Source organism: Luteimonas sp. KH_071, assembly GCF_057838005.1.
On sequence record NZ_CM174458.1, the window covers coordinates 1,890,296 to 1,912,233 of the forward strand.

At 66.6% G+C, this 21,938-nt stretch carries 20 protein-coding genes and 2 tRNA genes; 10 read left to right on the top strand and 12 right to left on the bottom strand.

The features are described from left to right. Positions 1-41 precede the first annotated feature (41 nt). Positions 42-470: a hypothetical protein gene (locus AC3IRM_RS08870; RefSeq protein ID WP_489205969.1), complete on the top strand. Its 429-nt coding sequence runs from the start codon at positions 42-44 to the stop codon at positions 468-470. Between the two features lie 576 nt (positions 471-1,046). Here the strand turns inward: AC3IRM_RS08870 and AC3IRM_RS08875 are convergent. The 5 genes from AC3IRM_RS08875 to ppsR form a co-directional block, all read right to left on the bottom strand. Next, positions 1,047-3,173, bottom strand: coding sequence for a M3 family metallopeptidase (locus AC3IRM_RS08875; protein WP_489202825.1), 2,127 nt, complete (start codon positions 3,171-3,173; stop codon positions 1,047-1,049). Between the two features lie 409 nt (positions 3,174-3,582). Then, positions 3,583-3,658, bottom strand: a tRNA-Glu gene (locus AC3IRM_RS08880). 51 nt (positions 3,659-3,709) lie between these two features. After that, positions 3,710-3,785, bottom strand: a tRNA-Ala gene (locus AC3IRM_RS08885). A gap of 95 nt (positions 3,786-3,880) precedes the next feature. Beyond that, positions 3,881-4,390: a DUF1249 domain-containing protein gene (locus AC3IRM_RS08890; protein ID WP_489202826.1), complete on the bottom strand. Its 510-nt coding sequence runs from the start codon at positions 4,388-4,390 to the stop codon at positions 3,881-3,883. 100 nt (positions 4,391-4,490) lie between these two features. Beyond that, positions 4,491-5,312 (bottom strand): posphoenolpyruvate synthetase regulatory kinase/phosphorylase PpsR, encoded by an 822-nt coding sequence (gene ppsR / locus AC3IRM_RS08895; protein WP_489202827.1) that lies wholly within the window; start codon positions 5,310-5,312, stop codon positions 4,491-4,493. 114 nt (positions 5,313-5,426) lie between these two features. On the opposite strand from ppsR, the gene ppsA reads away from it, so the two are divergent. Further along, complete coding sequence (gene ppsA / locus AC3IRM_RS08900) at positions 5,427-7,811, top strand: phosphoenolpyruvate synthase (RefSeq protein WP_489202828.1); 2,385 nt, start codon at positions 5,427-5,429, stop codon at positions 7,809-7,811. 123 nt (positions 7,812-7,934) lie between these two features. Further along, positions 7,935-8,807, top strand: coding sequence for a mechanosensitive ion channel family protein (locus tag AC3IRM_RS08905; protein ID WP_489202829.1), 873 nt, complete (start codon positions 7,935-7,937; stop codon positions 8,805-8,807). 33 nt (positions 8,808-8,840) lie between these two features. On the opposite strand, the gene orn is transcribed toward AC3IRM_RS08905, so the two are convergent. Next, positions 8,841-9,410 carry an oligoribonuclease gene (orn, locus tag AC3IRM_RS08910; protein ID WP_489202830.1) on the bottom strand — a complete coding sequence of 190 codons (570 nt, stop codon included), beginning with the start codon at positions 9,408-9,410 and terminating at the stop codon, positions 8,841-8,843. A 100-nt stretch (positions 9,411-9,510) separates the two neighbouring features. Here orn and AC3IRM_RS08915 point away from each other — a divergent pair, with 100 nt between their 5' ends. Further along, positions 9,511-9,978, top strand: coding sequence for a DUF2721 domain-containing protein (locus tag AC3IRM_RS08915; protein ID WP_489202831.1), 468 nt, complete (start codon positions 9,511-9,513; stop codon positions 9,976-9,978). 44 nt (positions 9,979-10,022) lie between these two features. Here AC3IRM_RS08915 and tadA read toward each other — a convergent pair whose 3' ends face one another. From tadA to AC3IRM_RS08945, 6 genes are all read right to left on the bottom strand, one after another. Then, positions 10,023-10,496, bottom strand: a complete 474-nt coding sequence (gene tadA, locus AC3IRM_RS08920) for a tRNA adenosine(34) deaminase TadA (RefSeq protein ID WP_489202832.1) — start codon at positions 10,494-10,496, stop codon at positions 10,023-10,025. Further along, positions 10,493-11,266 carry an NYN domain-containing protein gene (locus AC3IRM_RS08925; protein ID WP_489202833.1) on the bottom strand — a complete coding sequence of 258 codons (774 nt, stop codon included), beginning with the start codon at positions 11,264-11,266 and terminating at the stop codon, positions 10,493-10,495. The genes tadA and AC3IRM_RS08925 overlap by 4 nt, the downstream gene beginning before the upstream one ends. A 68-nt stretch (positions 11,267-11,334) precedes the next feature. After that, positions 11,335-11,883 carry an NADPH-dependent FMN reductase gene (locus AC3IRM_RS08930; RefSeq protein WP_489202834.1) on the bottom strand — a complete coding sequence of 183 codons (549 nt, stop codon included), beginning with the start codon at positions 11,881-11,883 and terminating at the stop codon, positions 11,335-11,337. A gap of 81 nt (positions 11,884-11,964) precedes the next feature. Then, the gene (locus AC3IRM_RS08935; protein WP_489202835.1) at positions 11,965-13,515 is read right to left on the bottom strand and encodes a cryptochrome/photolyase family protein; all 1,551 of its coding nucleotides are present in this window, start codon (positions 13,513-13,515) and stop codon (positions 11,965-11,967) included. Beyond that, positions 13,508-13,702: a DUF2256 domain-containing protein gene (locus AC3IRM_RS08940; RefSeq protein WP_489202836.1), complete on the bottom strand. Its 195-nt coding sequence runs from the start codon at positions 13,700-13,702 to the stop codon at positions 13,508-13,510. Before AC3IRM_RS08940 ends, AC3IRM_RS08935 begins: the two co-directional genes overlap by 8 nt. A 124-nt stretch (positions 13,703-13,826) precedes the next feature. Beyond that, positions 13,827-14,720, bottom strand: a complete 894-nt coding sequence (locus tag AC3IRM_RS08945; RefSeq protein WP_489202837.1) for a LysR family transcriptional regulator — start codon at positions 14,718-14,720, stop codon at positions 13,827-13,829. 352 nt (positions 14,721-15,072) lie between these two features. Between AC3IRM_RS08945 and AC3IRM_RS08950 the strand changes: the two genes are divergently transcribed. From AC3IRM_RS08950 to AC3IRM_RS08975, 6 genes are all read left to right on the top strand, one after another. Further along, positions 15,073-16,323 carry a thiamine pyrophosphate-dependent enzyme gene (locus tag AC3IRM_RS08950; protein ID WP_489202838.1) on the top strand — a complete coding sequence of 417 codons (1,251 nt, stop codon included), beginning with the start codon at positions 15,073-15,075 and terminating at the stop codon, positions 16,321-16,323. A gap of 2 nt (positions 16,324-16,325) precedes the next feature. Further along, complete coding sequence (locus AC3IRM_RS08955; RefSeq protein WP_489202839.1) at positions 16,326-17,363, top strand: alpha-ketoacid dehydrogenase subunit beta; 1,038 nt, start codon at positions 16,326-16,328, stop codon at positions 17,361-17,363. Positions 17,364-17,366: 3 nt separating this feature from the next. Continuing rightward, positions 17,367-18,713, top strand: coding sequence for a dihydrolipoamide acetyltransferase family protein (locus AC3IRM_RS08960; RefSeq protein ID WP_489202840.1), 1,347 nt, complete (start codon positions 17,367-17,369; stop codon positions 18,711-18,713). A gap of 3 nt (positions 18,714-18,716) precedes the next feature. After that, positions 18,717-20,129, top strand: coding sequence for a dihydrolipoyl dehydrogenase (gene lpdA / locus AC3IRM_RS08965; RefSeq protein ID WP_489202841.1), 1,413 nt, complete (start codon positions 18,717-18,719; stop codon positions 20,127-20,129). A gap of 11 nt (positions 20,130-20,140) precedes the next feature. Continuing rightward, positions 20,141-21,238 (top strand): branched-chain amino acid aminotransferase, encoded by a 1,098-nt coding sequence (locus AC3IRM_RS08970; protein WP_489202842.1) that lies wholly within the window; start codon positions 20,141-20,143, stop codon positions 21,236-21,238. A gap of 252 nt (positions 21,239-21,490) precedes the next feature. Further along, positions 21,491-21,907, top strand: a complete 417-nt coding sequence (locus AC3IRM_RS08975; RefSeq protein ID WP_489202843.1) for an H-NS histone family protein — start codon at positions 21,491-21,493, stop codon at positions 21,905-21,907. The last annotated feature ends 31 nt before the right edge of the window (positions 21,908-21,938 follow it).

The following is a 21,938-nucleotide window of genomic DNA, read 5'->3' on the forward strand; positions in this document are numbered from 1 at the left end:
TCAGGCCTGAGCATCGGGCTAAGTGGTCTGCGCCCCGTGCCTTGGACCTCCCGGCCTTAGCGGAGCACGAGCAACGGATACTCGAGTTGATCGGGGCATTCGGCGAAACCTTGGAGCGCAGCCTCTACGCAGGAGAGCCCTGGCCTGAAGACCTGCGCGGTAGTCCTCACATTGCCCGCCAGATGCTCCTCAAGGTGAGCTTCAACATGAACACAGTTAGGGACCTTCCTCTGACCAAGTGTGTCCAAACCAGCGGGAACATGGCGAGGTATATCCACGGCCCCCTGCACAATCAGGAGCCCATCAAGGCGCTGCGATGGGATGCCTACCGGAAGATCGCCGACCCCGCGATTCGGCGCGCAAGTCTGTGGATTACGGCGTGGGAACTCATGCGCGAGCGTCCTGACGACCTCTCACCTGGTTGGAGCAGGCTCCCGTCCCATGTCGAGGACATGATCTGGCGCAAATAACGAACTCGTGACATCGGTGCGACTTTGTCGAGCTTTGCTTCCTCCGATACCACGGCGCGAACTTCGACCCTGCTCCTTAACCGCGACGCGGTCCGACATCTTGCAGCGTGAAGCGCTCGAACCGTCGAGCAATTTTCATCACAATTTCAGGAGGTTAGGTTGCCGGATCTCTCGGCGCCATGGTTAAGGGGTCGCCGACAGCGTTGCTGCCGCACCTCCGCTCGATCCAGCTGATCCAGAGTACAAGCCGCTGCTCCGGACCTGATCAGGTTCGCTCCTACGAAGCAGCCCGTGTGCGGTACCGGTGGTTCGCTGCGCACATCAAGGCTTGCGGTTGCCGCACGGATCTGATCACGTCGCTGCACATCGCCCCGATCGACTCTGCCGACTGCAGAAACCGGTGACCGCAGATCAGATCAGCCTGCGGTCACCAGATCCACGCGTTTCCGAAGATCGGGCCGGTTACGTTCGACCGGCCCGGGATTCGCCGCCCGTTGGGACTGCAGCACGGTGCGCAACGGGCGACCCGGAGTATCGGATCGCCCTCGCCTCACGCTTCGGCGAACAACGCCTCTGTCACTTCAGCCCGCGGTTGCGCAGCAGTGCGTCGGCGGTCGGCATGCGGCCGCGGAACGCCTCGTAGCTTTCGGCCGGGTCGCGGGTGTTGCCGACCTCGTAGACCTCGCGGCGCAGCTTGGCCGCCAGCGTCGGATCGAACACGTCGCCGGCTTCCTTGAACGCGTCGAAGCCGTCGGCATCCATCGCCTCGGCCCAGGTGTAGGCGTAGTAGCTCGCCGAATAACCGCCGTCGAAGATGTGGCTGAAGTGCGGCAGACGGTGACGCATGCCGATCTCCTCAGGCACGCCCAACTCGCGCAGCTGCGCGGCTTCCCACGTGCGCGCTTCGAAGTCCTGTGGCAGTTCGGTCATCTGGTGGAGGCGCATGTCCAGAATCGCCGACGAGAGCTGCTGCACGGTCAGGAAGCCCTGGTTGAAGGTCTGCGCCTTCAGCAGCGACTCGAGCATCGCCTCCGGCATCGGCTCGCCTTCCGCGTTGCGGGCATGCGCGCGGAGGATCGTCGGCTCGGTGATCCAGTGTTCGTACACCTGCGAGGGAAATTCGACGAAGTCACGCGGCACGGCCGTGCCCGACAGGCTGGGATAACGCGCCGTCGACAACAGCCCGTGCAGGCCGTGACCGAACTCGTGGAACAGGGTCTGCGCCTCGTCCAGCGAGATCAGCGCCCGCTCGCCGCTCGCCGGCGGCGTGATGTTCTGGTTGTTGACGACGATCGGGCTGTCGCCGAGCAGACCATTGGGTACGCGGATGCTGTTCATCCAGGCACCCGGGCGTTTGGTCGGCCGTGCGAACCAGTCGGCGTAGAACAGACCGACCTTCCGCCCATCGGCTTCGCGGATTTCGAACACCCGCACGCCATCGGCATACACCGGAATGTCGGTACGCTCGTGCGCGGTCAGTCCGAACAGCTTCTGCGTGGTCTCGAACATCGCATCGACGATGCCGTCGAGTGGCATGTACTGCTTGACCTCGCCTTCGTCGAGCGCGAACCGTTCGCGGCGCACCTGCTCGGCGTAATAGCGCCAGTCCCAGGGCTGGACATCGGTGACCCCGTCCTTCGCAGCCAGCGCTTCGATGTCGCGCAATTCTTCCTGCGCGCGCACCAGTGCCGGCTGGTACACCGCCGTCAGCAGCTCCATCGCGGCGTCGGTGGTCTTGGCCATCGAGTCCTGGAGCACATAGTCCGCATGGCTCGGCGCGCCCATCAGTTCGGCGCGCTCGATGCGCAGCGTGACGAGCTTGGTGATCTCGTCGCTGGTGTTGTTGGCGTTGTCGTTGTCGCCGCGGAACGTGAAGGCACGCCAGATCTTCTCGCGTGCTTCACGATTCGGCGCCGCCGTCAGGAACGGCTCGGCGGCCGAACGCGTCGCCGGGAACAGGTACTGCCCGGGCTTGCCGGCCGCTTCGGCCGCCGCAGCCGCGGCACCGGTCTGGTCGGCTGGAAGACCTTCGATCTCGGCCGCGCTCAGCAGCACGTCGTTGGCCTTCTGATCGGCGAGCAGCTTCTGACCGAACGCCACGCCCAGATTGGCGAGTTCCTCGTTGATTGCGGCCACGCGCGTGCGCGCCTCGGGCGACAGCGCGGCGCCCGCGCGCACGAAACGGCGGTGGGTTTCTTCCAGCAGACGCGTCTGCTCCGGTGTCAGCCCCAGCTGCGCGCGCGTGGTGTAGAGCGTGTCCACGCGCTTGAACAGCGCCTGGTCGAGCATGGTCTCGTTGGACAGGCGCGCCAGCTTCGGCGCCACGTTCTTCTGGATCGCCTGGTTGGCCGGCGTCGCGTCGGCCGAAGCCACGGTGAAGAAAGTGCTCGAGACGCGGGACAGCTGCCGCCCTGCACGTTCCATTGCCTCGATCGTGTTCTCGAACGTCGGCGCCGCCGGATCGTTGGCGATGCGCTGGCTCTCGGCACGCGCGTCGGCGATCGCCAGGTCGAACGCCGGCTCGTAATGCTCGGGCCGGATGCGGTCGTACGGCGGTACCCCGTCGGGGGTGTCCCATGCCGCCGTCAGCGGATTGGCGGCCTGTTCCGCACGTGTTTCGACGGATTGCGCTGCGCTCGGCAGGCTGCTGGCCAGAAGCGTCGCCGCGATCGCGGTGGAGAGAAGGCACGCACGTAGAACCATAGTGTTGCTCCGAAGCTGGACGTCACGAGTGGCATCGATCCGACAGCGCGGACCGAAGGTTATTCCTGTGAATTTATAACATTCTGTGTGCGCGACGCCATGTGCGCGTACTGCGGAACACAGTGGCGAGCTGGTGCCCCGCTGCCCTGCTCCCCGGACAGTTCGACGTACGAGCGCGCTGATGCGAGACAGGGTTGCGCATGCGATCGACTGAGTCGCGCGCAAGCACGCGCCTGCAGAACGTCAGGTCGGCGTATTCGCGCGGGCAGCCCGCACTTTCCAGTGGCGGCGGCACTCGCGCATGCACCGGCGTCGCGCCGGAGGGTGATCTGCGTCATCAACGCCGCATTCCGAAACACGCACACAGCAAAACGGGCAGCTCTTGCGAGCTGCCCGTGTGCTTGAAAAGTGGCGTCCCCACGGGGATTCGAACCCCGGTGTCCACCGTGAAAGGGTGGTGTCCTAGGCCTCTAGACGATGGGGACGCAGAAACCTGCATCATTCTATCGATCGGCCTTTGATCGACAGACAAATTGTGGTGGAGCCAGGCGGGATCGAACCGCCGACCTCCTGCATGCCATGCAGGCGCTCTCCCAGCTGAGCTATGGCCCCACGTTTGGGAGCGCGAAAGTGTAGTGTTCCGTGTCGGCAACGTCAACAGAATTTCGCACTTCCTTCGTTCGCTCCGATTCGTTCCGGGGAACGTCTCAGCCGGTGGCGCCGGCCTTGCTGCGATCGAGCCGCGCATCATCCTGATTTGGACGCAGGCTTGCAAGCCCATGTCCCTGATCGTCGAGATACTGCAGCCACTTTCCGAGGAAAGTGTTCATGCGTAGACGATGATCGACCACTTCCTCCGGCGGCGGAAACATGCCGATCACGTCCTGCCAGCGGCGGCCGACATAGCAATGCGTCGCCTCGACCTGCCCTGCATCCCGGTACAGACGCAGATGCGCGGACGGGTCGGGTTCGCCGGTCACCGGATCGAGCATTGCGTAGCTCAGGCGCAGTTGCGTCGTGTACGGATGCTGCTCGATGACGTCGAGAAACACCGGCAGCGCGCCTGGCACGTCGGACCGGAAGCGTCCGGGTGCGAGGCTCGCGGGATCGAACAGGCGCACCAGGCGCTTGTGGTTCTCCGCGTACAGCGCCATCAGCCAGCCGAACCGGCCCATCGAAGGGACGCGTGGGCGGCGGCGGGTCAGGACTTTTTCCATGGATCGATGCTACATCCGCAGCGATGAATCCGTCAGGATCGAACACAGTCGCTTGGGATGGGATTCGGGGCCTGCAGGCCCCATCTCCGGCGCGACCGCTTCAATACATCACGCGCTCGATGCCCAGTGTCGACAGCACCTTGCTCGAGATCTCCTCGATCGACGTGTGCGTGGTGCTCAGCGACGGCATGCGCTCGGCGCGGAACAACGCCTCGGCCGCGCTCACTTCGTGCTTGCAGGTCTCCAGCTTCGCGTACCGCGAGTTCGGCCGGCGTTCCTGACGGATCTGCGCCAGACGCACCGGGTCGATCGTCAATCCGAACAGCTTGGCCCGGTGCGCGCGCAGTCGCGGCGGCAGGCGGTCGTGCTCGAGGTCTTCTTCCGTCAGCGGATAGTTCGCCGCGCGCACGCCGTGATGCAGCGCCAGGTATACGCAGGTCGGCGTCTTGCCCGCGCGCGATACCGCGACCAGGATCACGTCGGCCTCGTCGTAGTTCGTCGCCATGCCGTCGTCGTGGGTCAGCGCGAAGTTCATCGCGTTGATGCGGCGATGGTAGGTCTCGAAATCGACCATGCCGTGCGCGCGGCCGACGCGCGATTCGCGTGTCTCCAGCAGCTCGCGCTCCAGCGGTTCGATGAAAGGCGCGAACACATCGAGCACCAGGGCCCCGCTCTCTCCGAGCACCAGCGCCAGGCCGGTGTCGACGCAGGAACTGATGACGATCGGGCGCACGCCCATCGCCTCGCCGCGCGCGCGGATCAAGGCCGCGACTTCGCGCGCGCGAGTCTCGTTGTCGACGAACGGAATCCGGTTGGTACTGAACTGCGTGCCGCTGAACTGGGTGAGCAGGCTGTGGCCGATGGTTTCGGCGGTGATGCCTGTGCCGTCGGACACGTAGAACACCGGGCGGGGACTGGACATGCGGGCTCCGGAAGTCACGTGACGAGCGCCGCGGCGCCCGGGAAGGCTAAAATAGCCGTTCGATGCCGGGCCTGCCCGACCTCCTTCTCGATCAACGCGACACGGAGTCTCACCTTGAGCGCCAACATCCTGTGGCTGCATGACCTGCGCCTGTCCGACCTCGCCCAGGTCGGCGGCAAGAACTCGTCCCTCGGCGAGATGATCGGCAACCTCGCCAAGCTCGGCGTATCGGTGCCCGGCGGTTTCGCCACCACGGCGGATGCATTCAAGGCGTTCATCGCCCACAACGACCTGCACCAGCGCATCTTCGATCGCCTGGCGCCGCTGGACGTCGAAGACGTCGGTGCGCTGACCGCGGCCGGCAAGGAAATCCGCGGCTGGGTCATCGACGCGCCGCTGCAGCCCGATCTGGATGCCGACATCCGCACCGCCTACGAGAAGCTGGCGGCGGAGAACGGCGGCGGCGACATCGCGGTCGCCGTGCGTTCGTCGGCGACCGCCGAGGATCTGCCCGATGCCTCGTTCGCCGGCCAGCAGGAGACGTTCCTCAACGTCACCGGCGCCGACGACGTGGTGGTCAAGGTCAAGGAAGTCTTCGCCTCGCTCTACAACGACCGCGCGATCGCCTACCGCGTGCACCACGGCTTCAAGCACGAGGACGTGTTCCTGTCATCGGGCGTGCAGCTGATGGTGCGTTCGGACATCGGCGCCTCGGGCGTGCTGTTCACGCTCGACACCGAGTCCGGCTTCCGTGACGTGGTGTTCGTGACGTCCAGCTTCGGCCTCGGCGAGATGGTCGTCCAAGGCGCGGTGAACCCGGACGAGTTCTACGTCTACAAGCCCACGCTGCGCGCCGGCAAGCCGGCGATCCTGCGTCGCGGCATCGGCAGCAAGCAGCTGCGCATGGTCTATTCCGACGTGCCCGGCGAGCGTGTGCGCATCGAAGACACGCCGGCCGACCTGCGCGATACGTTCTCGATCACCGACGAAGACGTGCAGGAACTCTCGCGACAGGCGCTGATCATCGAGGAGCACTACAAGCGCCCGATGGACATCGAATGGGCGAAGGACGGTGCCAGCGGCAAGCTGTTCATCGTGCAGGCACGCCCGGAAACGGTGAAGTCGCGCGCCAAGAACACCCAGATCGAGCGCTTCTCGCTCGAACAGCGTGGCGAGGTGGTCTGCGAAGGCCGTGCGATCGGCCAGAAGATCGGTGCCGGCGTCGCGCGCGTGGTGCGTTCGCTCGACGACATGAGCCGCGTGCAGCCCGGTGATGTGCTCGTCGCCGACATGACCGATCCCGACTGGGAGCCGGTGATGAAGCGCGCTTCGGCGATCGTCACGAATCGCGGCGGCCGGACCTGCCACGCGGCGATCATCGCCCGCGAACTCGGTGTGCCGGCCGTCGTCGGCACCGGCAATGCGCTGGAGACCATCGAAGACGGCCAGGAAGTCACGATCAGCTGCGCCGAAGGCGACACCGGTTTCATCTACAGCGGCATCCTGCCGTTCGAGCGCATCACGACCGATCTGACCTCGATGCCCGAGGCGCCGCTGAAGATCATGATGAATGTCGCCAACCCCGAGCGCGCGTTCGACTTCGGCCAGCTGCCCAACGCCGGCATCGGCCTGGCGCGTCTGGAGATGATCATCGCCGCGCACATCGGCGTGCATCCCAACGCCCTGCTCGAGTACGACAAGCAGGACGCCGAGACGAAGAAGAAGATCGACGCCAAGACCATCGGTTACGGCAGCCCGGTCGACTTCTACGTCAACCGTCTTGCCGAAGGCATCGCCACGCTGACCGCGTCGGTGGCCCCGAACCCGGTGATCGTGCGCCTGTCGGACTTCAAGTCCAACGAGTACGCGAACCTGATCGGCGGCAAGCGCTACGAGCCGGAAGAAGAGAACCCGATGATCGGCTTCCGCGGCGCCAGCCGCTACGTCGATCCGTCGTTCACCGAAGCCTTCGCGCTCGAATGCCGCGCGGTGCTCAAGGTCCGCAACGACATGGGCCTGGAGAACCTCTGGGTGATGATCCCGTTCGTGCGCACGCTCGACGAAGGCCGTCGGGTCATCGAGGTGTTGGAGAAGAACGGCATCAAGCGCGGCGAGAACGGCCTGAAGATCATCATGATGTGCGAGCTGCCTTCGAACGCGCTGATGGCCGACGAGTTCCTCGACATCTTCGACGGCTTCTCGATCGGCTCCAACGATCTGACCCAGCTCACGCTCGGTCTGGATCGCGATTCGTCGGTGGTCGCCCATCTGTTCGACGAGCGCGACCCTGCGGTCAAGAAGCTGCTGTCGATGGCGATCAAGGCCGCGCGCGCCAAGGGCAAGTACATCGGCATCTGCGGTCAGGGCCCGAGCGACCATCCGGATCTCGCGCAGTGGCTGATGGACGAAGGCATCGAATCGGTGTCGCTCAATCCCGACACCGTCGTCGACACCTGGCTCAAGCTCGCGAAGTCGAAGGCGAAGCAGTCCGCGGCCTGAGACGACGTGCTGTTAATGCCGCATCGGCCAGTCTGATGCGGTCCACGAGCCCCGCTCCGGCGGGGCTCGTGCGTTTCAGGGCCGCGGTGTACGGGCCCGCTCGACCCGAATGGAGGGAAACGCGTGTTTCAATTCGAATCCGTGCACTGGAACCAGTTGCTGGTCCTGTGGGGCCCCACGTTGTTGAAGGCCGCCGCGGTCATGCTGGTCGGCATGTGGCTCGCGCGCCGGCTCAGCGGCATGGTGCCTGCCGCCCTCACCCGCTTCGGTTTCGATCCGATGCTGGGCAATTTCCTGCGCAACATCGCCTACATCGCCGCCGTGGTGGTCGTGGTCGTGGTCGCGCTCGGTACGCTGGGTGTGCAGACCGCGCCACTGCTCGCGGTCATCGGCACCGCCGGCCTCGCGATCGGCCTCGCGCTCAAGGATTCGCTGTCCAACATCGCCTCGGGCGTGATGCTGGTGACGTTGCGTCCCTTCCATGTCGGCGATGTCGTGACGATCGCGGGCCAGACCGGCACCGTGCGCGAAGTGCGCATTTTCCAGAGCGTGGTGGAAGGTGCGGACCGGCAGCTGCACACCATCCCCAACAACCTGATCACCTCCGACGTGATCACCAATCTGACGACCCAGGGCATCCGTCGCGTGGAACTGGTGATCGGCATCGGCTATGGCGACGACATCGAGCAGGCGCGCACCGTGGCGCTGGAGCAGGTGCGCGCCGATGCGCGCGTGCTCGAGGAGCCGGGCGCCGATGCGGTGGTCTACGAACTCGGCGACAACGCCGTGAACCTGGGGATCCGCTGTTTCGTGAAGTCGTCGGACTGGTTCGGCACCAAGACGACCCTGCTCGAACGCATCAAGACCGCCTACGATGGGGCGGGCATCAGCATTCCCTACCCGCAGCGCGATACCCACCTGTATCTCTACGACGGCGACGGCAAGCGGGCGTCGCTCCCGGCGCCTGCGCTGCGCGACGATGCGGTCGTTCGCTGACGCGCTGTCCGGCTGACCCGGTGGTGCAGTCTGTCAGGCCGTCGGTGACGCCAGCGCCGCCATATGCCGGCGGTAGTGGCGGAGCTCGTCGATCGAATCGCGCACATCGCTGAGCGCGGTGTGCGCAGAGTGCTTGGTGAAGCCCGCCAGCACCTGCGGCGCCCAACGGCGCGCAAGTTCCTTGATCGTGCTGACGTCGAGATTGCGGTAGTGGAAGAACTGCTCCAGCGCCGGCATCTGCCGGTGCAGGAACCGGCGGTCCTGGCAGATCGAGTTGCCGCACATCGGCGACTTGCCCGGCGCGGCCCACTGCTCGAGGAATTCCAGCGTGCGCGCCTGCGCTTCGGCCAGTCCCACGCCCTGCTCCAGCGAGCGCTGCCACAGGCCTGAGCGACGATGCTGGCTGCGGTTCCAGTCGTCCATCGCTTCCAGCACATCGAGCGGCTGCACGATCGCCAGCTCCGGGCCTTCGGCGAGCACGTTGAGTTCGGCGTCGGTGACGATGGTGGCGATCTCGAGAATCCGGTCGTGGTCGGTATCCAGTCCGGTCATTTCCAGATCGATCCAGATCAGCCGGCCCTCGATGGCCTTGTCGGCATTCATGCGTGCATTCGCCTTACGCGGAGTGACGGCGCATGATATCGCAGCCGCCGCTGCCGCCAGGTCCGCAGTGTTCCCTTCCCAGATGCTGTCCAATCCCGCCTTGACGCACTACGCCATTCTCACTGCGATGCTCGCCCCGGCGTTCTTCCTGACCGCCACTGCCTCGCTGCTCGGATCCGCGAATGCGCGTCTCGCCCGTGTCATCGATCGCACCCGCTCGCTGCTGCGTGATCTGGCCGAAGACGAAGGCAACGATCCCGAAGACCGTCGCGTGCTCGAAGCGCGCATCGCGCTGCAGCGTCGGCGCAGCCGCATCATCCTGCGCGGCAGCCAGTTGCTGTACGTGGCGATCAGTTGCTTCGTCGGCACCAGCCTGACGGTCGCAGGCGATTCCCTGCTCGATCACCGCTTCGAACAGGCGCCGACCCTGCTCGCCTGCCTCGGCGTGCTGGCGATGTTCGCGGCCAGCCTGCTGCTGGCGCGCGAGGCCTCGATGGCCGTGCACGCGGTCAACGAGGAAATGGACGATGCGCATCGCAGGGCGAACCGGCGCAGTCCGTTGATCTGAGCGTGTTCTGCGCCTTCCCCTGCTCTCGGGGGAGGGCTTGAAAGTTACCGCGGCGGCAGGCCGCGCTTGCGGCGGAAATAGTTCGTCAGCATCGGTCCGGCGACATCGGCCAGGACGCCGCCGGTGACCTCGATGCGATGGTTGTGGCGCGGATCGCCGAGCACATCGAACACGCTGCCTGCAGCGCCCGTCTTCGGATCGAATGCGCCGAATACGACCCGCGCGACGCGTGCGTGGATCATCGCCATCGCGCACATCGCACAGGGTTCGAGCGTCACGTACAGCGTGCAGCCGATCAGCCGGTGATTGCCGAGCGCGCTGCCTGCGCGCCGCATCGCGACGATCTCGGCATGCGCGCTGGGATCGTGCTCGGCGATGTTGCGGTTCCAGCCCTCGCCGATCACGGCGCCATCCGCGCTCACGACCAGTGCGCCGACCGGAATCTCGTCGTCCTCGCGCATCGCGCGCTCGGCGAGGGCCAGGGCACGCGTCATCCAGAGTACGTCGGTTTCGCTCATGCGGGCTCCGCAAGGGGCTTCGCAAGACTGACGCGCCAATGCCCGCCCACTGCCTGTTCAAGCCGCAGCAGGTCGTAGGTGCGGAGCATGTCCAGAAGACCGGAGTGCCCGTACGACTTCGGCGAGAACGAAGGATCGGTTCGACGCAGATAGTGGCCGAGAGACCCTAGGTCAACTCTCCCCTCAGAGGTGTCACCCGTCATCAGAACCACGGCATCGACAACGAAGCGCGGGCGTCGCTTAGGAGGCGGCTTTGCGCTATTCGTCTCGGTCGAGGGGGATTCTGCCGTCGCCGCCGCATGTTCCGGCAGCTCCACCGAATCAGAATCTGTAATGCCCCCGTCGTTCGACGCCGACCATTCGGAAAAGTGGTCACTGGCATTGCGAAGCGCCTGCGGTGTCTTGGTTTCGCCGACGATGCTGACCATCGAGCCGCGCTCGCGCAATTTGCGGCACAGGTAAGCGAAATCAGAGTCGCTCGTGACGAGGCAGAAGGTATCCACCTTTTCGTCGAACAACAGTTCCAGCGCATCCAGTGCTAAGGCGATGTCAGCCGTGTTTTTGCCGCTTGCGTACTGAAATTGAAGACACGGCGTGAACGCCTGCTGCACCAGCTTTTCCTGCCAACGGTGATTCAGCGTCGCAGGATTCCCATAGCCGCGGCGCACGACCACACGCCCGAACTGCGCTGCAAATCGCAGGGCATGTTCGAGGATGCCGGGCGGCACGTTGTCGCAGTCAACGAGCACACCAACGCGTGATTCCTTCATTTCATGGGGTATGCCCAATTGCCGTCTCCCTTCAGCACCACCGTGGCACCACGTAACGATTGCGCGTTTCAGCCGATCGAGGCGGCGAAATCCGCGACGAAAGCAGCCAACTGCCCGCGGACTTTCTCGTCCTGCAGCGTGCCGTCTTCGCCAAAGGCCTGGCCCGCGCGCGAGACCAGCAGTCGACCGCCCGCCCACTGTCGGCACCCGAGCGTGCGCAGCACCGGCAGCCACGCGGTCTGCGCCAGGATCGTCCCGAAGCCGCCGAGCGACGCGCCGATGACGGCGACGGGGCGATCACCGAACAACGCGGGAATGCCGCTGCCGGGACGCGACAGCCAGTCGATCGCGTTCTTGAACACGCCAGGGATGCCGTTGTTGTACTCGGGCGTCACCAGCAACAGGCCGTCAGACGCGAGGATCTGCGCCTTCAGCGTATCGACCGCTTCGGGAATGCCATCGCGCGCTTCGACGTCCCCGTCGTAGAGCGGAATGCCGTGCAGCGTGGCGGCGTCGATGGCCAGGTCGTCGGACGCGAATCCCTGCGCGGCGCGCAGCAGGCCAGTGTTGTAGGAGGCGGCGCGCAGGCTGCCGGAAATGCCGAGAATCCTGACCAATTCGCACCTCGCCGTCGCGTTGGCGGCGCTGTGCCGCAGTCCGGCGGCGACTTTACCGCAGGCGCGATCGCAGGGCGCGGCTCAGCGTGAATCGCGGCGCCACTGCGCGGCTTCCTCGCCGATCAGATCGCGCTCCGCCGCGTCCAGCCGTTCCAGGCTACGCACCTGCTGCGCGGTACGCGGATTGGCGGCCAGCAGCGCTTCGTGGCGCAGCATGAAATCCCAGTACAGCCGCGTGTACGGACAGGCCTGCGCGCCGGTGCGCTGGCCCGGATCGAATGGACACCGGCCGCAATAACTGCCGGCGCTCATGCGTTCGATGTAGCGGCCGCTGGCGATGTAGGGCTTGCTCGACATCAACCCGCCGTCGGCGAACTGGCTCATGCCGAGCACGTTGGGCATCTCGACCCATTCCACCGCATCGACGTAGACGGCGAGAAACCAGCGGTGCACCTGCGCCGGCTCCACGCCCAGCAGTTGCGCGTACAGGCCGATGACCATCAGCCGCTGGATGTGGTGGGCGTAGCCGAGGTCGAGCGTCTGCCGCAGGGCGTCGGCCAGGCACGGCATCGGCGCCTCGCCCGTCCAGTAGAAGCCGGGCAGATCGCCGCTCGCCTGCAACGCATTCGATTCCGCGTAGCGCGGCATCTGCGTCCAGTACACACCGCGCACGTATTCGCGCCAGCCGAGGATCTGGCGGATGTAGCCCTCCGCCGCCGCCAGCGGCGCCCTGCCCGCGCGCCATGCGGCTTCGACCGCGTCGACGACTTCCCGTGGATGCAGCAGCTTGAGATTCAGCGCCGACGCGATCTGCGAATGCCACAACCACGGCGCGTCCGGCCACAGCGCGTCCTGCCAGCGGCCGAAGGCCGGCAGTCGTGCTTCGATGAAGTGCTCGAGCGCATGCAAGGCCTGCGCCCGGGTGACCGGCCAGGCGAAGGCCTCCAGACTGCCGGGGTGATCGGCAAAACGTGTGCGCACCAGATCGAGCACCTCGCGCGTGATCGCATCGGGTTCCACCTGCGGTGGTCCGGGCACGACGCCCGGCCCCTGCGCATCGAACGGCGCGCGATTGTCGGTATCGAAGTTCCAGCGGTCGCCCGCGGGCGCGTCGCCGTCCATCAGCACGCGATGCGTGCGGCGCATGGACCGGTAAAAGGTTTCGAGCCGGATTTCGGGCTGCCCACGCGCCCATGCGGCGAATGCGCGGACATCGCAATAGAAGTGCCGGTCCGGTTCGATGACCAGTTGGACGCCCGCGGCCGACGTCGCATCGCGGATCGCCTGCAGCACGCGCCAGTCGCCCGGCGCCGTCATCCGCACCGTCTGCGGCCGCAGGCGGGCGATCGCCGCGGCCAGTTCCGCGCCGAGGGCGCCGCGGTTCTCCGGATCGTCGAGCGTGCGGTAGTCGACCGTCCAGCCATGCGTACGCCGGTCCTGCGCGAAGTGCCGCATCGCGCTCAGGAACAGCGCGGTCCGCATCTTCGTCGACCACACATGGGTGGATTCTTCGGCGACCTCCGCCATCCAGACGACATCGCACGCCGGGTCGCAGCCATCGAATGCGGCCGCGGACGGATCGAGCTGGTCGCCGAGCACGACGACGAGATGGCGCAGCCGGGAATCAGCCATCGCGCGATGTCTCCGGCGTGATTGCAGCGCGCTTGTTGCGCCGGCAGCGCTCCGAGCAGTAGCGCACCTCGTCCCAGGTCTTCGCCCACGCGCGGCGCCAGGTCATCGTGCGGCCGCAGACCGCGCAGGGTTTGCTGGGCAGACAGGCCTTGTTGCCGGCGAACTCGCCCTTGCGCTTGCGTGACATCGCTACCCCGCCCTGTCCGTGCAACGACGCGATGGTGCGGAGTTGTGTCGCAGCGCCTGCGATTGACCGGGTGCCCGACGCTCGCACGCCGCGCCGCCGCTGCGGGTCGCTGGACCCTGCGTGCTCAAGCGCTGCATGCGAACACCAGGAACTGGTGCAGCGCTTCCGCCGGCGTGGACAACGCGTCGTCGGGCCGCCAGACCAGACCGACTTCCATCGGCGGGATCGAGTCGTCCAGCGTACGCACGTCGATCCGCCGCCCTTCCAGCGACCACGGCCGGTAGACCATGTCCGACAGGATGCTCACCCCGAAGCCATAGGCGACCAGCCCGCGCAGCGCTTCCAGCGACGAGGTGCGGAAGGCCACGTTGGGCTCGCGCTGCACCGACTGCCAGTAGCGCAGCGCCGAGGCTTCGCCCTCGTCCACCTTCAGCATGATGTAGGGATGCGCCGCCACATCGGCCAGCCCGATCACCGGCAGTGCGGCAAGCGGATGCGATTCGGCCAGCCACAGCTGCCGGCGCGAGCGGATCAGCAACTGCCGCTTCAGCGTGTAGGGCTCGACCATGTTGGAGATGATGCAGAGCCCGAAGTCGAGCGCGCCCTCGGCCACGCCGCGTTCGATCTCGACCCGGTCCATGTCGATCAGGTCGATCTCCACCAGCGGGTAGGAGCGCTTGAACCGGGCCAGCAGGCTGGGCAGGAAGTAGCCCAGCACCGTGTAGGACGCGCCCACCCGCACGGTGCCGGCCAGCGTGTTGGCCAGGAACATCGGTTCGCTGAGCGCGTCCTGCAGGGTGTCGAGGATGTGGCGCACGTGCTGGTGGAAGCGATGGCCTTCCGCGGTCAGCGCCACGCCGTGCGGCATCCGGTCGAACAGGCGCAGGCCCAGCAGGGTCTCCAGCTGGGCGACCGCGGTGGTGATCACCGACTGCGACACGTGCAGCTTGCGCGCAGCCTGGGAGAACTGCCCCAGCTCCGCGGCTTCGGCGAAGTAGCGCAACTGGCGAAGTGACATGTTGGCGGGAATCTGCACGGCGGCCTCCCTCGGACCCCGGGTATCTGAATAAACGATACCTCATAGTCAATTAAACAAATTTACGATGCAGGGTCGCGCCCGTAGACTTCACTGCTGGCGGACTGCGTCACCGTCCATGCCGCCTCGAAAGCCGCGGGCCGACGCCCGCACGACCGGGAGAAGCGTTCTTTGTACCGTGCCCCGTTCCGTCCCCGCCTGCGCGCGCAGCCTGCGCGTGCCTGCCCGACGCACGCGGCTCCGGCCCCTGCCCGTTCCGCCTTCGCCATCGCCTGCGCCCCCCGCCGCCGGCATGCCTGCAGCTCCATGACCCATGCCCAGCGAGGCCCCTGACATGTCCACATCCCAGAATCCGGCCGCGACCGAACCCTTGCGGTTGCACGTGCCCGAGCCGAGTGCCCGCCCGGGCCAGGCCACCGACTTCTCCTATCTGCAGCTCACCCCGGCCGGCAGCGTCGACAAGCCCGCGATGGACGTGACCGCCCAGCAGACCATGCCAATGACCCGGCAGCTGATCCGCGTGCTCGACGACAACGGCGACGCCGTCGGTCCGTGGGCCGCCGAAATCGACGACGACGTGCTGCTGCGCGCGATGCACGCGATGCTCAAGACCCGCGCATTCGACGCGCGCATGCTGATCGCGCAGCGCCAGAAGAAGACCTCGTTCTACATCCAGTGCACGGGCGAGGAAGCCATCGCGGTCGGCCAGACGCTGGCGCTGCGCGACGGCGACATGCAGTTCCCGACCTATCGCCAGCAGGGCATCCTGATCGTCAAGGACGTGCCGCTGGTCAGCATGATGTGCCAGATCCTGTCGAACGCCGCCGACCCGCTGAAGGGCCGCCAGCTGCCGATCATGTATTCGTACAAGGACGCCGGCTTTTTCTCGATCTCCGGCAACCTGACTACCCAGTACATCCAGGCCGTGGGCTGGGCGATGGCCTCGGCGATCAAGGGCGACACCAAGATCGCGACCGCGTGGGTCGGGGACGGCGCGACCGCCGAAGGCGACTTCCACGCCGCGCTGGTGTTCGCGCATGTCTACCGCGCGCCGGTGATCCTCAACGTGGTCAACAACCAGTGGGCGATCTCGACGTTCCAGGCGATCGCCGGCGGCGAGAACACCACCTTCGCCGCGCGCGGCGCCGCCTACGGCATTCCGTCGCTGCGTGTGGACGGCAACGATCTGCTGGCCGTGTACGCCGCCTCGCGCTGGGCCGCCGAACGTGCGCGCAACAATCTCGGCTCGACGATGATCGAGTGGGTGACCTACCGCGCCGGTCCGCACTCGACGTCGGACGATCCGTCCAAGTACCGCCCGGCCGACGACGCCCAGCACTTCCCGCTCGGTGATCCGATCGACCGACTCAAGGCACACCTGGTCAAGCGCGGCCTGTGGAGCGACGAACAGCACGAGAAAGTCCGCGCCGAACTCGACGCCGAAGTCTCGCGTGCGTTGAAGGAAGCGGAAACCCACGGTCTGCTCGGCAGCGACAACCGTCCCGGCGCGGCCGACATGTTCAACGACGTCTACAAGGAGCTGCCCGAACACCTGCGTCGCCAGCGCCAGCAGTTGGGAGTTTGAAGATGAGTGAGACCCAGACCAACGGCGGATCGCCGATGACGATGATCCAGGCGCTGCGCTCGGCGATGGACGTGATGCTGGAGCGCGACGACAACGTCGTTGTGTTCGGCGAGGACGTCGGCTACTTCGGCGGCGTGTTCCGCTGCACCGACGGCCTGCAGGCCAAGTACGGCAAGCAGCGCGTGTTCGACGCGCCGATTTCCGAGAGCGGCATCGCCGGCGCGGCGATCGGCATGGCGGCCTACGGCCTGCGCCCGGTCGCCGAGATCCAGTTCGCCGACTACATCTATCCGGCCTACGACCAGATCGTGTCCGAGGCCGCGCGCCTGCGCTATCGCTCGGGCGGCATGTTCACCTCGTCGCTGGTGTTCCGCACGCCCTGCGGCGGCGGCATCTACGGTGGCCAGACGCACAGCCAGAGCCCGGAGGCGATCTTCGCCCACGTGGCCGGCCTGCGCACGGTGATGCCGTCCAACCCGTACGACGCCAAGGGCCTGTTGATCGCCTCGATCGAGAACGATGATCCGGTGATCTTCCTCGAGCCCAAGCGCCTCTACAACGGCCCGTTCGACGGCCACCACGACCGCCCGGTCGTCGCCTGGTCCAAGCACAGCGACAACCTGGTGCCGGAAGGTTATTACAGCGTGCCGCTGGACAAGGCCGCCATCGTCCGCGAAGGCAAGGCGGTCACGATCCTGACCTACGGCACCACCGTGTGGGTGGCGCAGGCTGCGGCCGAGGACGCCGGCATCGACGCCGAGGTCATCGACCTGCGCAGCCTGTGGCCGCTGGATCTCGACGCGATCACCGAGTCGGTGAAGAAGACCGGCCGCTGCATCGTGCTGCACGAGGCCACGCGCACCTGCGGCTTCGGCGCCGAGCTGGTCGCGCTGGTGCAGGAGCACTGCTTCTATCACCTGCAGGCACCGGTCGAGCGCGTCACCGGCTGGGACACCCCCTATCCGCATGCGCAGGAATGGGACTACTTCCCGGGCCCGGCCCGGGTCATCGAAGCGTTGCAGCGCGTGCTGGAGGACTGAGCCATGGGACATCACGTCATCAAGATGCCGGACATCGGCGAAGGCATCGCCGAAGTCGAAGTGATCGCCTGGAAGGTCGAAGTCGGCGGCCAGGTCGCCGAGGACGAAATCGTGGCCGAGGTCATGACCGACAAGGCCATGGTCGAGATCCCCTCGCCCGTCGCAGGCACGGTCGTCTCGCTGGGCGGCAAGCCCGGCGAAATGATGGCCGTCGGCAGCGAGCTGATCCGCCTCGAAGTCGAAGGCGCCGGCAATGCTGCGTCGGCCGGCGCGCCGGCTGCGGCGAAGCCTGCCGAAGCCGCTGCCGAGCCCAAGGCCGAAGCGCCGAAGCCGGCTGTTGAAGCAAAGCCGGCACCGGCTGCAGAAGCCAAGCCCGCCGCCGCGCCTGCGAAAGCCGCAGCGCCTGCACCGGCCGCAAAGTCCGACGCGCGTGGCGCGGTCACCAACAGCGTGCTCGCTGCCGGCGAACAGCCGCTGGCCTCGCCTGCCGTGCGTCGCCGGGCCTGGGATCTGGGCATCGAGCTGCGCTACGTGCCGGCGACCGGTCCGGGCGGCCGCATCCTGCACGCCGATCTCGACGCCTACGCCGAGGCCGGCGGCAAGGCGCAGCCGGTCGGCGGTGGCGCGGGCGGCAGCAGCTACGCGCGTCGCACCGGCGAAGAGCAGGTGCCGATCATGGGCCTGCGCCGCAAGATCGCGCAGAAGATGCAGCAGTCGTGGTCGAACATTCCGCACATCACCTATGTGGAAGAGATCGACGTCACCGAAGTCGAGGTGCTGCGCGCCAGGCTCAACGACCGCTGGGGCAAGACGCGCGGCAAGCTCACCCTGCTGCCCTTGCTGGCACGCGCGGTGGTGCTCGCGGCACGCGACTTCCCGCAGATGAACGCCCGGTTCGATGACGAAGCCAACATCGTCACCCGCTACGAGGGTGTGCAGCTCGGCATCGCGACGCAGAGCGCGGTGGGCCTGTCGGTGCCGGTGATCGCGCATGCCGAATCGCTGGACCTGTGGCAGACCGCCGCCGAGATCGGGCGTCTCGCCGCCGCCGTGCGCGAAGGCAAGGCGACCCGCGATGAGCTGTCCGGTTCAACCATCACCATCAGCAGCCTCGGCCCGGTCGGCGGCGTGGTGTCGACGCCGATCATCAACCACCCGGAAGTGGCGATCGTCGGCGTCAACCGCATCATCGAACGTCCGATGTTCCGCGAAGGCCAGGTCGTCGCGCGCAAGCTGATGAACCTCTCGTCCTCGTTCGACCATCGCATCGTCGACGGCATGGACGCGGCCGAATTCGTGCAGGCGATCCGTCAGCGCCTGGAAACCCCTGCACTGCTGTTCGTGGAGTAATTGATGAGCCAGACCCAGACCATCGAAACCCAGCTGCTGGTCATCGGCGGCGGACCCGGCGGTTACATCGCCGGCATCCGCGCCGGCCAGCTCGGCGTCAAGACCATCGTCGTCGAAGGCGTCAATGCGGGCGGCACCTGCCTCAACATCGGCTGTATTCCGTCCAAGGCGCTGATCCATGCCGCCGAGGAATTCGCCAAGGTCGCGAGCTATGCGGCCGGCACGTCCCCGCTCGGCATCAGCGTGCAGGCGCCGGCGCTGGATCTGGTCAAGACCGTCGAGTGGAAGGCCGGTATCGTCAAGAAGCTCACCGGCGGCGTCAGCGCACTGCTGAAGAAGAACGGCGCGCAGTTGATCAAGGGCTGGGCGACGATCGTCGACGGCAAGACCGTCGAAGTCGCGGGCGCCGGTGAAGACGGCGGCGCGCTGCGCATCAAGTGCGAGCACCTGCTGCTGGCGACGGGTTCGGACGTCGTCGAGCTGCCGTTCCTGCCGTTCGGCGGCAAGGTGATCTCCTCGACCGAGGCGCTGTCGCCGACCGCGCTGCCGAAGCAGTTGATCGTCGTCGGTGGCGGCTACATCGGCCTGGAACTCGGCACCGCCTACCGCAAGCTCGGCTGCGAAGTCACCGTGGTCGAAGCACAGGACCGCATCCTGCCGGCCTACGACGCCGAGCTGACCAAGCCGGTCGCCACCCACCTGCAGAAGGCGGGCGTCAAGGTGCTGACCAGCCACAGCGTGCTGGGCCTGACCGATGGCGGCGCGCTGCGTGTGCGCGACCCCGACGGCACCGAGCTCACCCTCGATGCCGACCAGATCCTGGTCGCGGTCGGCCGTCGTCCGAAGACCGACGGCTTCAATCTCGAATCGCTGGGTCTCGATCTCGCCGGCAAGGCGATCAAGATCGACGACCAGTGCAAGACCTCGATGCGCAATGTCTGGGCGATCGGCGATGTCGCCGGTGAGCCGATGCTGGCGCACCGCGCGATGGCGCAGGGCGAACTGGTGGCCGAAGTGGTCAGCGGCAAGAAGCGCCACTTCATGCCGGCAGCGATTCCGGCGGTGTGCTTCACCGATCCGGAAGTCGTCGTCGTCGGCCTGTCGCCGGACGAAGCCAAGGCCCAGGGCATCGAGATCAAGACCTCGATGTTCCCGTTCGCGGCCAACGGCCGCGCGATGTCGCTGGAATCGACGGACGGCTTCGTGCGCGTGGTCGCGCGTGCGAACGATCACCGCATCCTCGGTTGGCAGGCGGTCGGCGTGCAGGTGTCGGAACTGTCGATCGCGTTCGTGCAGTCCATCGAGATGGGCGCGACGCTCGAAGACATCGCCGGTACCATCCATCCCCACCCGACGCTGGGCGAAGCCGTGCAGGAAGCCGCACTCCGCGCACTCGGCCACGCCCTGCACATCTGAGTGCCCCGCGCATGACTGACGCCACGTTCCCGACCTTCCGCCACGTCCCCTCGCAGCAGGCGCGCGCGCAGGCCGACCGCGAGAAGATCCTTGCCGATCCCGGTTTCGGTGTGCATTTCACCGATCACATGGTCGCCATCGACTGGACCGTCGAAGACGGCTGGCACGACGCGCACGTGCGCCCTTACGGCCCGCTGACGTTCTCGCCCGCCGCCGCCGTGCTGCATTACGGCCAGGAAATCTTCGAAGGCATGAAGGCGTTCCGGCATGCCGACGGTTCGGTATGGACCTTCCGTCCGGAGTCCAACGGCCGTCGCCTGCAGCACTCGGCCCGCCGCATGGCGCTGCCGGAACTGCCGGTGGACCTGTTCGTCGAATCGATCAAGCAGCTGGTCCAGGCGGACGAAGCCTGGGTGCCGGGCGGCGGCGAGTCGAGCCTGTACATCCGGCCCTTCATGATCGCCAACGAGGATTTCCTCGGCGTGCGCCCCGCGCGTCGCGTGGCGTACTACGTGATCGCCAGCCCCGCGGGCGCCTATTTCAAGGGCGGCATCAAGCCGGTCTCGATCTGGCTCTCGCGCGACTACGCACGCGCAGGGCGAGGTGGCACGGGTTCGGCGAAGTGCGGCGGCAACTACGCGTCGTCGCTGCTGCCGCAGCGCGAGGCCGTCGAGAACGGCTGCGCGCAGGTGCTGTTCCTCGACGCGGAAACCAATAAGTACGTCGAAGAGCTCGGCGGCATGAACGTGTTCCTGGTGCTCAAGGACGGCAGCGTCGTCACCCCGTCGCTGACCGGCAGCATTCTCGAGGGCATCACCCGCGACAGCGTGATCCAGCTGCTGCGCGATCGCGGCCACACCGTGACCGAGCGCCGCGTCGAGATCACCGAGTGGATCGAAGGCGTGCGCTCGGGCGAGATCGCCGAGGTTTTCGCCTGCGGCACCGCGGCCAGCATCTCGCCGATCGGTGTGCTCAAGGGCCACGATTTCAGCGTCGGCGATGCGGATGCGCAGCCGGGCGAACTCACGATGGCGATCCGCAAGGACCTGCTCGACATCCAGTACGGCCGCGCGCCGGACCGGCATGGCTGGCTGACGCGCCTGGTCTGATCCATCGCTTCATTGGATAAGAAAGCGGCCCGCATTGCGGGCCGTTTTTCTGTGTGGTGCGTGCGCCACCCGGGCACGTTCCCAAGCTGCCCACGCTGACCGGCGCGGTCGCGGCGCGGGCCTTCGAAGCGTGGTCGGAGCCCGGCTCGCGCAGGCGATCCAGCCGGGCACAGGATCGAGACTGTCGTGCGTGTCAGCTTCCACACGAATCATGTGTTGACAGCGCGACGGGGCGGCCCGAGGCTCGCCGGCATGAAGATCGATGTCGATGCACTCACCCTTCGCGAGCTCGATGCGCTGCTGGTCGCTGCCGAGCGACGGAAAACGCTGCTGGCCAGCCGTCGCCCCGCCGCCGTCGTGCGCACCGCACTGATCGCATATGCCGAGTCGCAGGGCTACGCGATCGACGAACTCATCGACGTCGCGTCGCCGGCGCCCGCCGCCCGCAGGCCCGCGAAGAAGCAGAAGCGCGCGAAGGCGGCGGTGAAGTATCGCGACCCGCAGAACAGGCGGAACACCTGGTCCGGTCGTGGCCGGATGCCGCGCTGGCTCGCAGAGAAGACGAAGCGTGGCCAGAGCGCCGCGGACTTCCTCATCCCGGGCCTCGCCCGACCGACTGCGAAGAAGCGCAGTCCGATCGGACAGCGGACCGTCTACAAGCAGGGCTGACCCCCGGCGACCCTGCCGCGGCAGGCCGGTC

Coding starts and splice junctions, on each gene's coding strand:
- AC3IRM_RS08945 (WP_489202837.1), bottom strand. CDS start 14,720: ATGTCACTTCGCCAGTTGCGCTACTTCGCCGAAGCCGCGGAGCTGGGG.
- AC3IRM_RS08975 (WP_489202843.1), top strand. CDS start 21,491: ATGAAGATCGATGTCGATGCACTCACCCTTCGCGAGCTCGATGCGCTG.
- AC3IRM_RS08935 (WP_489202835.1), bottom strand. CDS start 13,515: ATGGCTGATTCCCGGCTGCGCCATCTCGTCGTCGTGCTCGGCGACCAG.
- orn (WP_489202830.1), bottom strand. CDS start 9,410: ATGAATGCCGACAAGGCCATCGAGGGCCGGCTGATCTGGATCGATCTG.
- lpdA (WP_489202841.1), top strand. CDS start 18,717: ATGAGCCAGACCCAGACCATCGAAACCCAGCTGCTGGTCATCGGCGGC.
- tadA (WP_489202832.1), bottom strand. CDS start 10,496: ATGAGCGAAACCGACGTACTCTGGATGACGCGTGCCCTGGCCCTCGCC.
- AC3IRM_RS08890 (WP_489202826.1), bottom strand. CDS start 4,390: ATGGAAAAAGTCCTGACCCGCCGCCGCCCACGCGTCCCTTCGATGGGC.
- AC3IRM_RS08960 (WP_489202840.1), top strand. CDS start 17,367: ATGGGACATCACGTCATCAAGATGCCGGACATCGGCGAAGGCATCGCC.
- AC3IRM_RS08970 (WP_489202842.1), top strand. CDS start 20,141: ATGACTGACGCCACGTTCCCGACCTTCCGCCACGTCCCCTCGCAGCAG.
- AC3IRM_RS08940 (WP_489202836.1), bottom strand. CDS start 13,702: ATGTCACGCAAGCGCAAGGGCGAGTTCGCCGGCAACAAGGCCTGTCTG.
- AC3IRM_RS08875 (WP_489202825.1), bottom strand. CDS start 3,173: ATGGTTCTACGTGCGTGCCTTCTCTCCACCGCGATCGCGGCGACGCTT.
- AC3IRM_RS08955 (WP_489202839.1), top strand. CDS start 16,326: ATGAGTGAGACCCAGACCAACGGCGGATCGCCGATGACGATGATCCAG.
- AC3IRM_RS08950 (WP_489202838.1), top strand. CDS start 15,073: ATGTCCACATCCCAGAATCCGGCCGCGACCGAACCCTTGCGGTTGCAC.
- ppsR (WP_489202827.1), bottom strand. CDS start 5,312: ATGTCCAGTCCCCGCCCGGTGTTCTACGTGTCCGACGGCACAGGCATC.
- AC3IRM_RS08925 (WP_489202833.1), bottom strand. CDS start 11,266: ATGAAGGAATCACGCGTTGGTGTGCTCGTTGACTGCGACAACGTGCCG.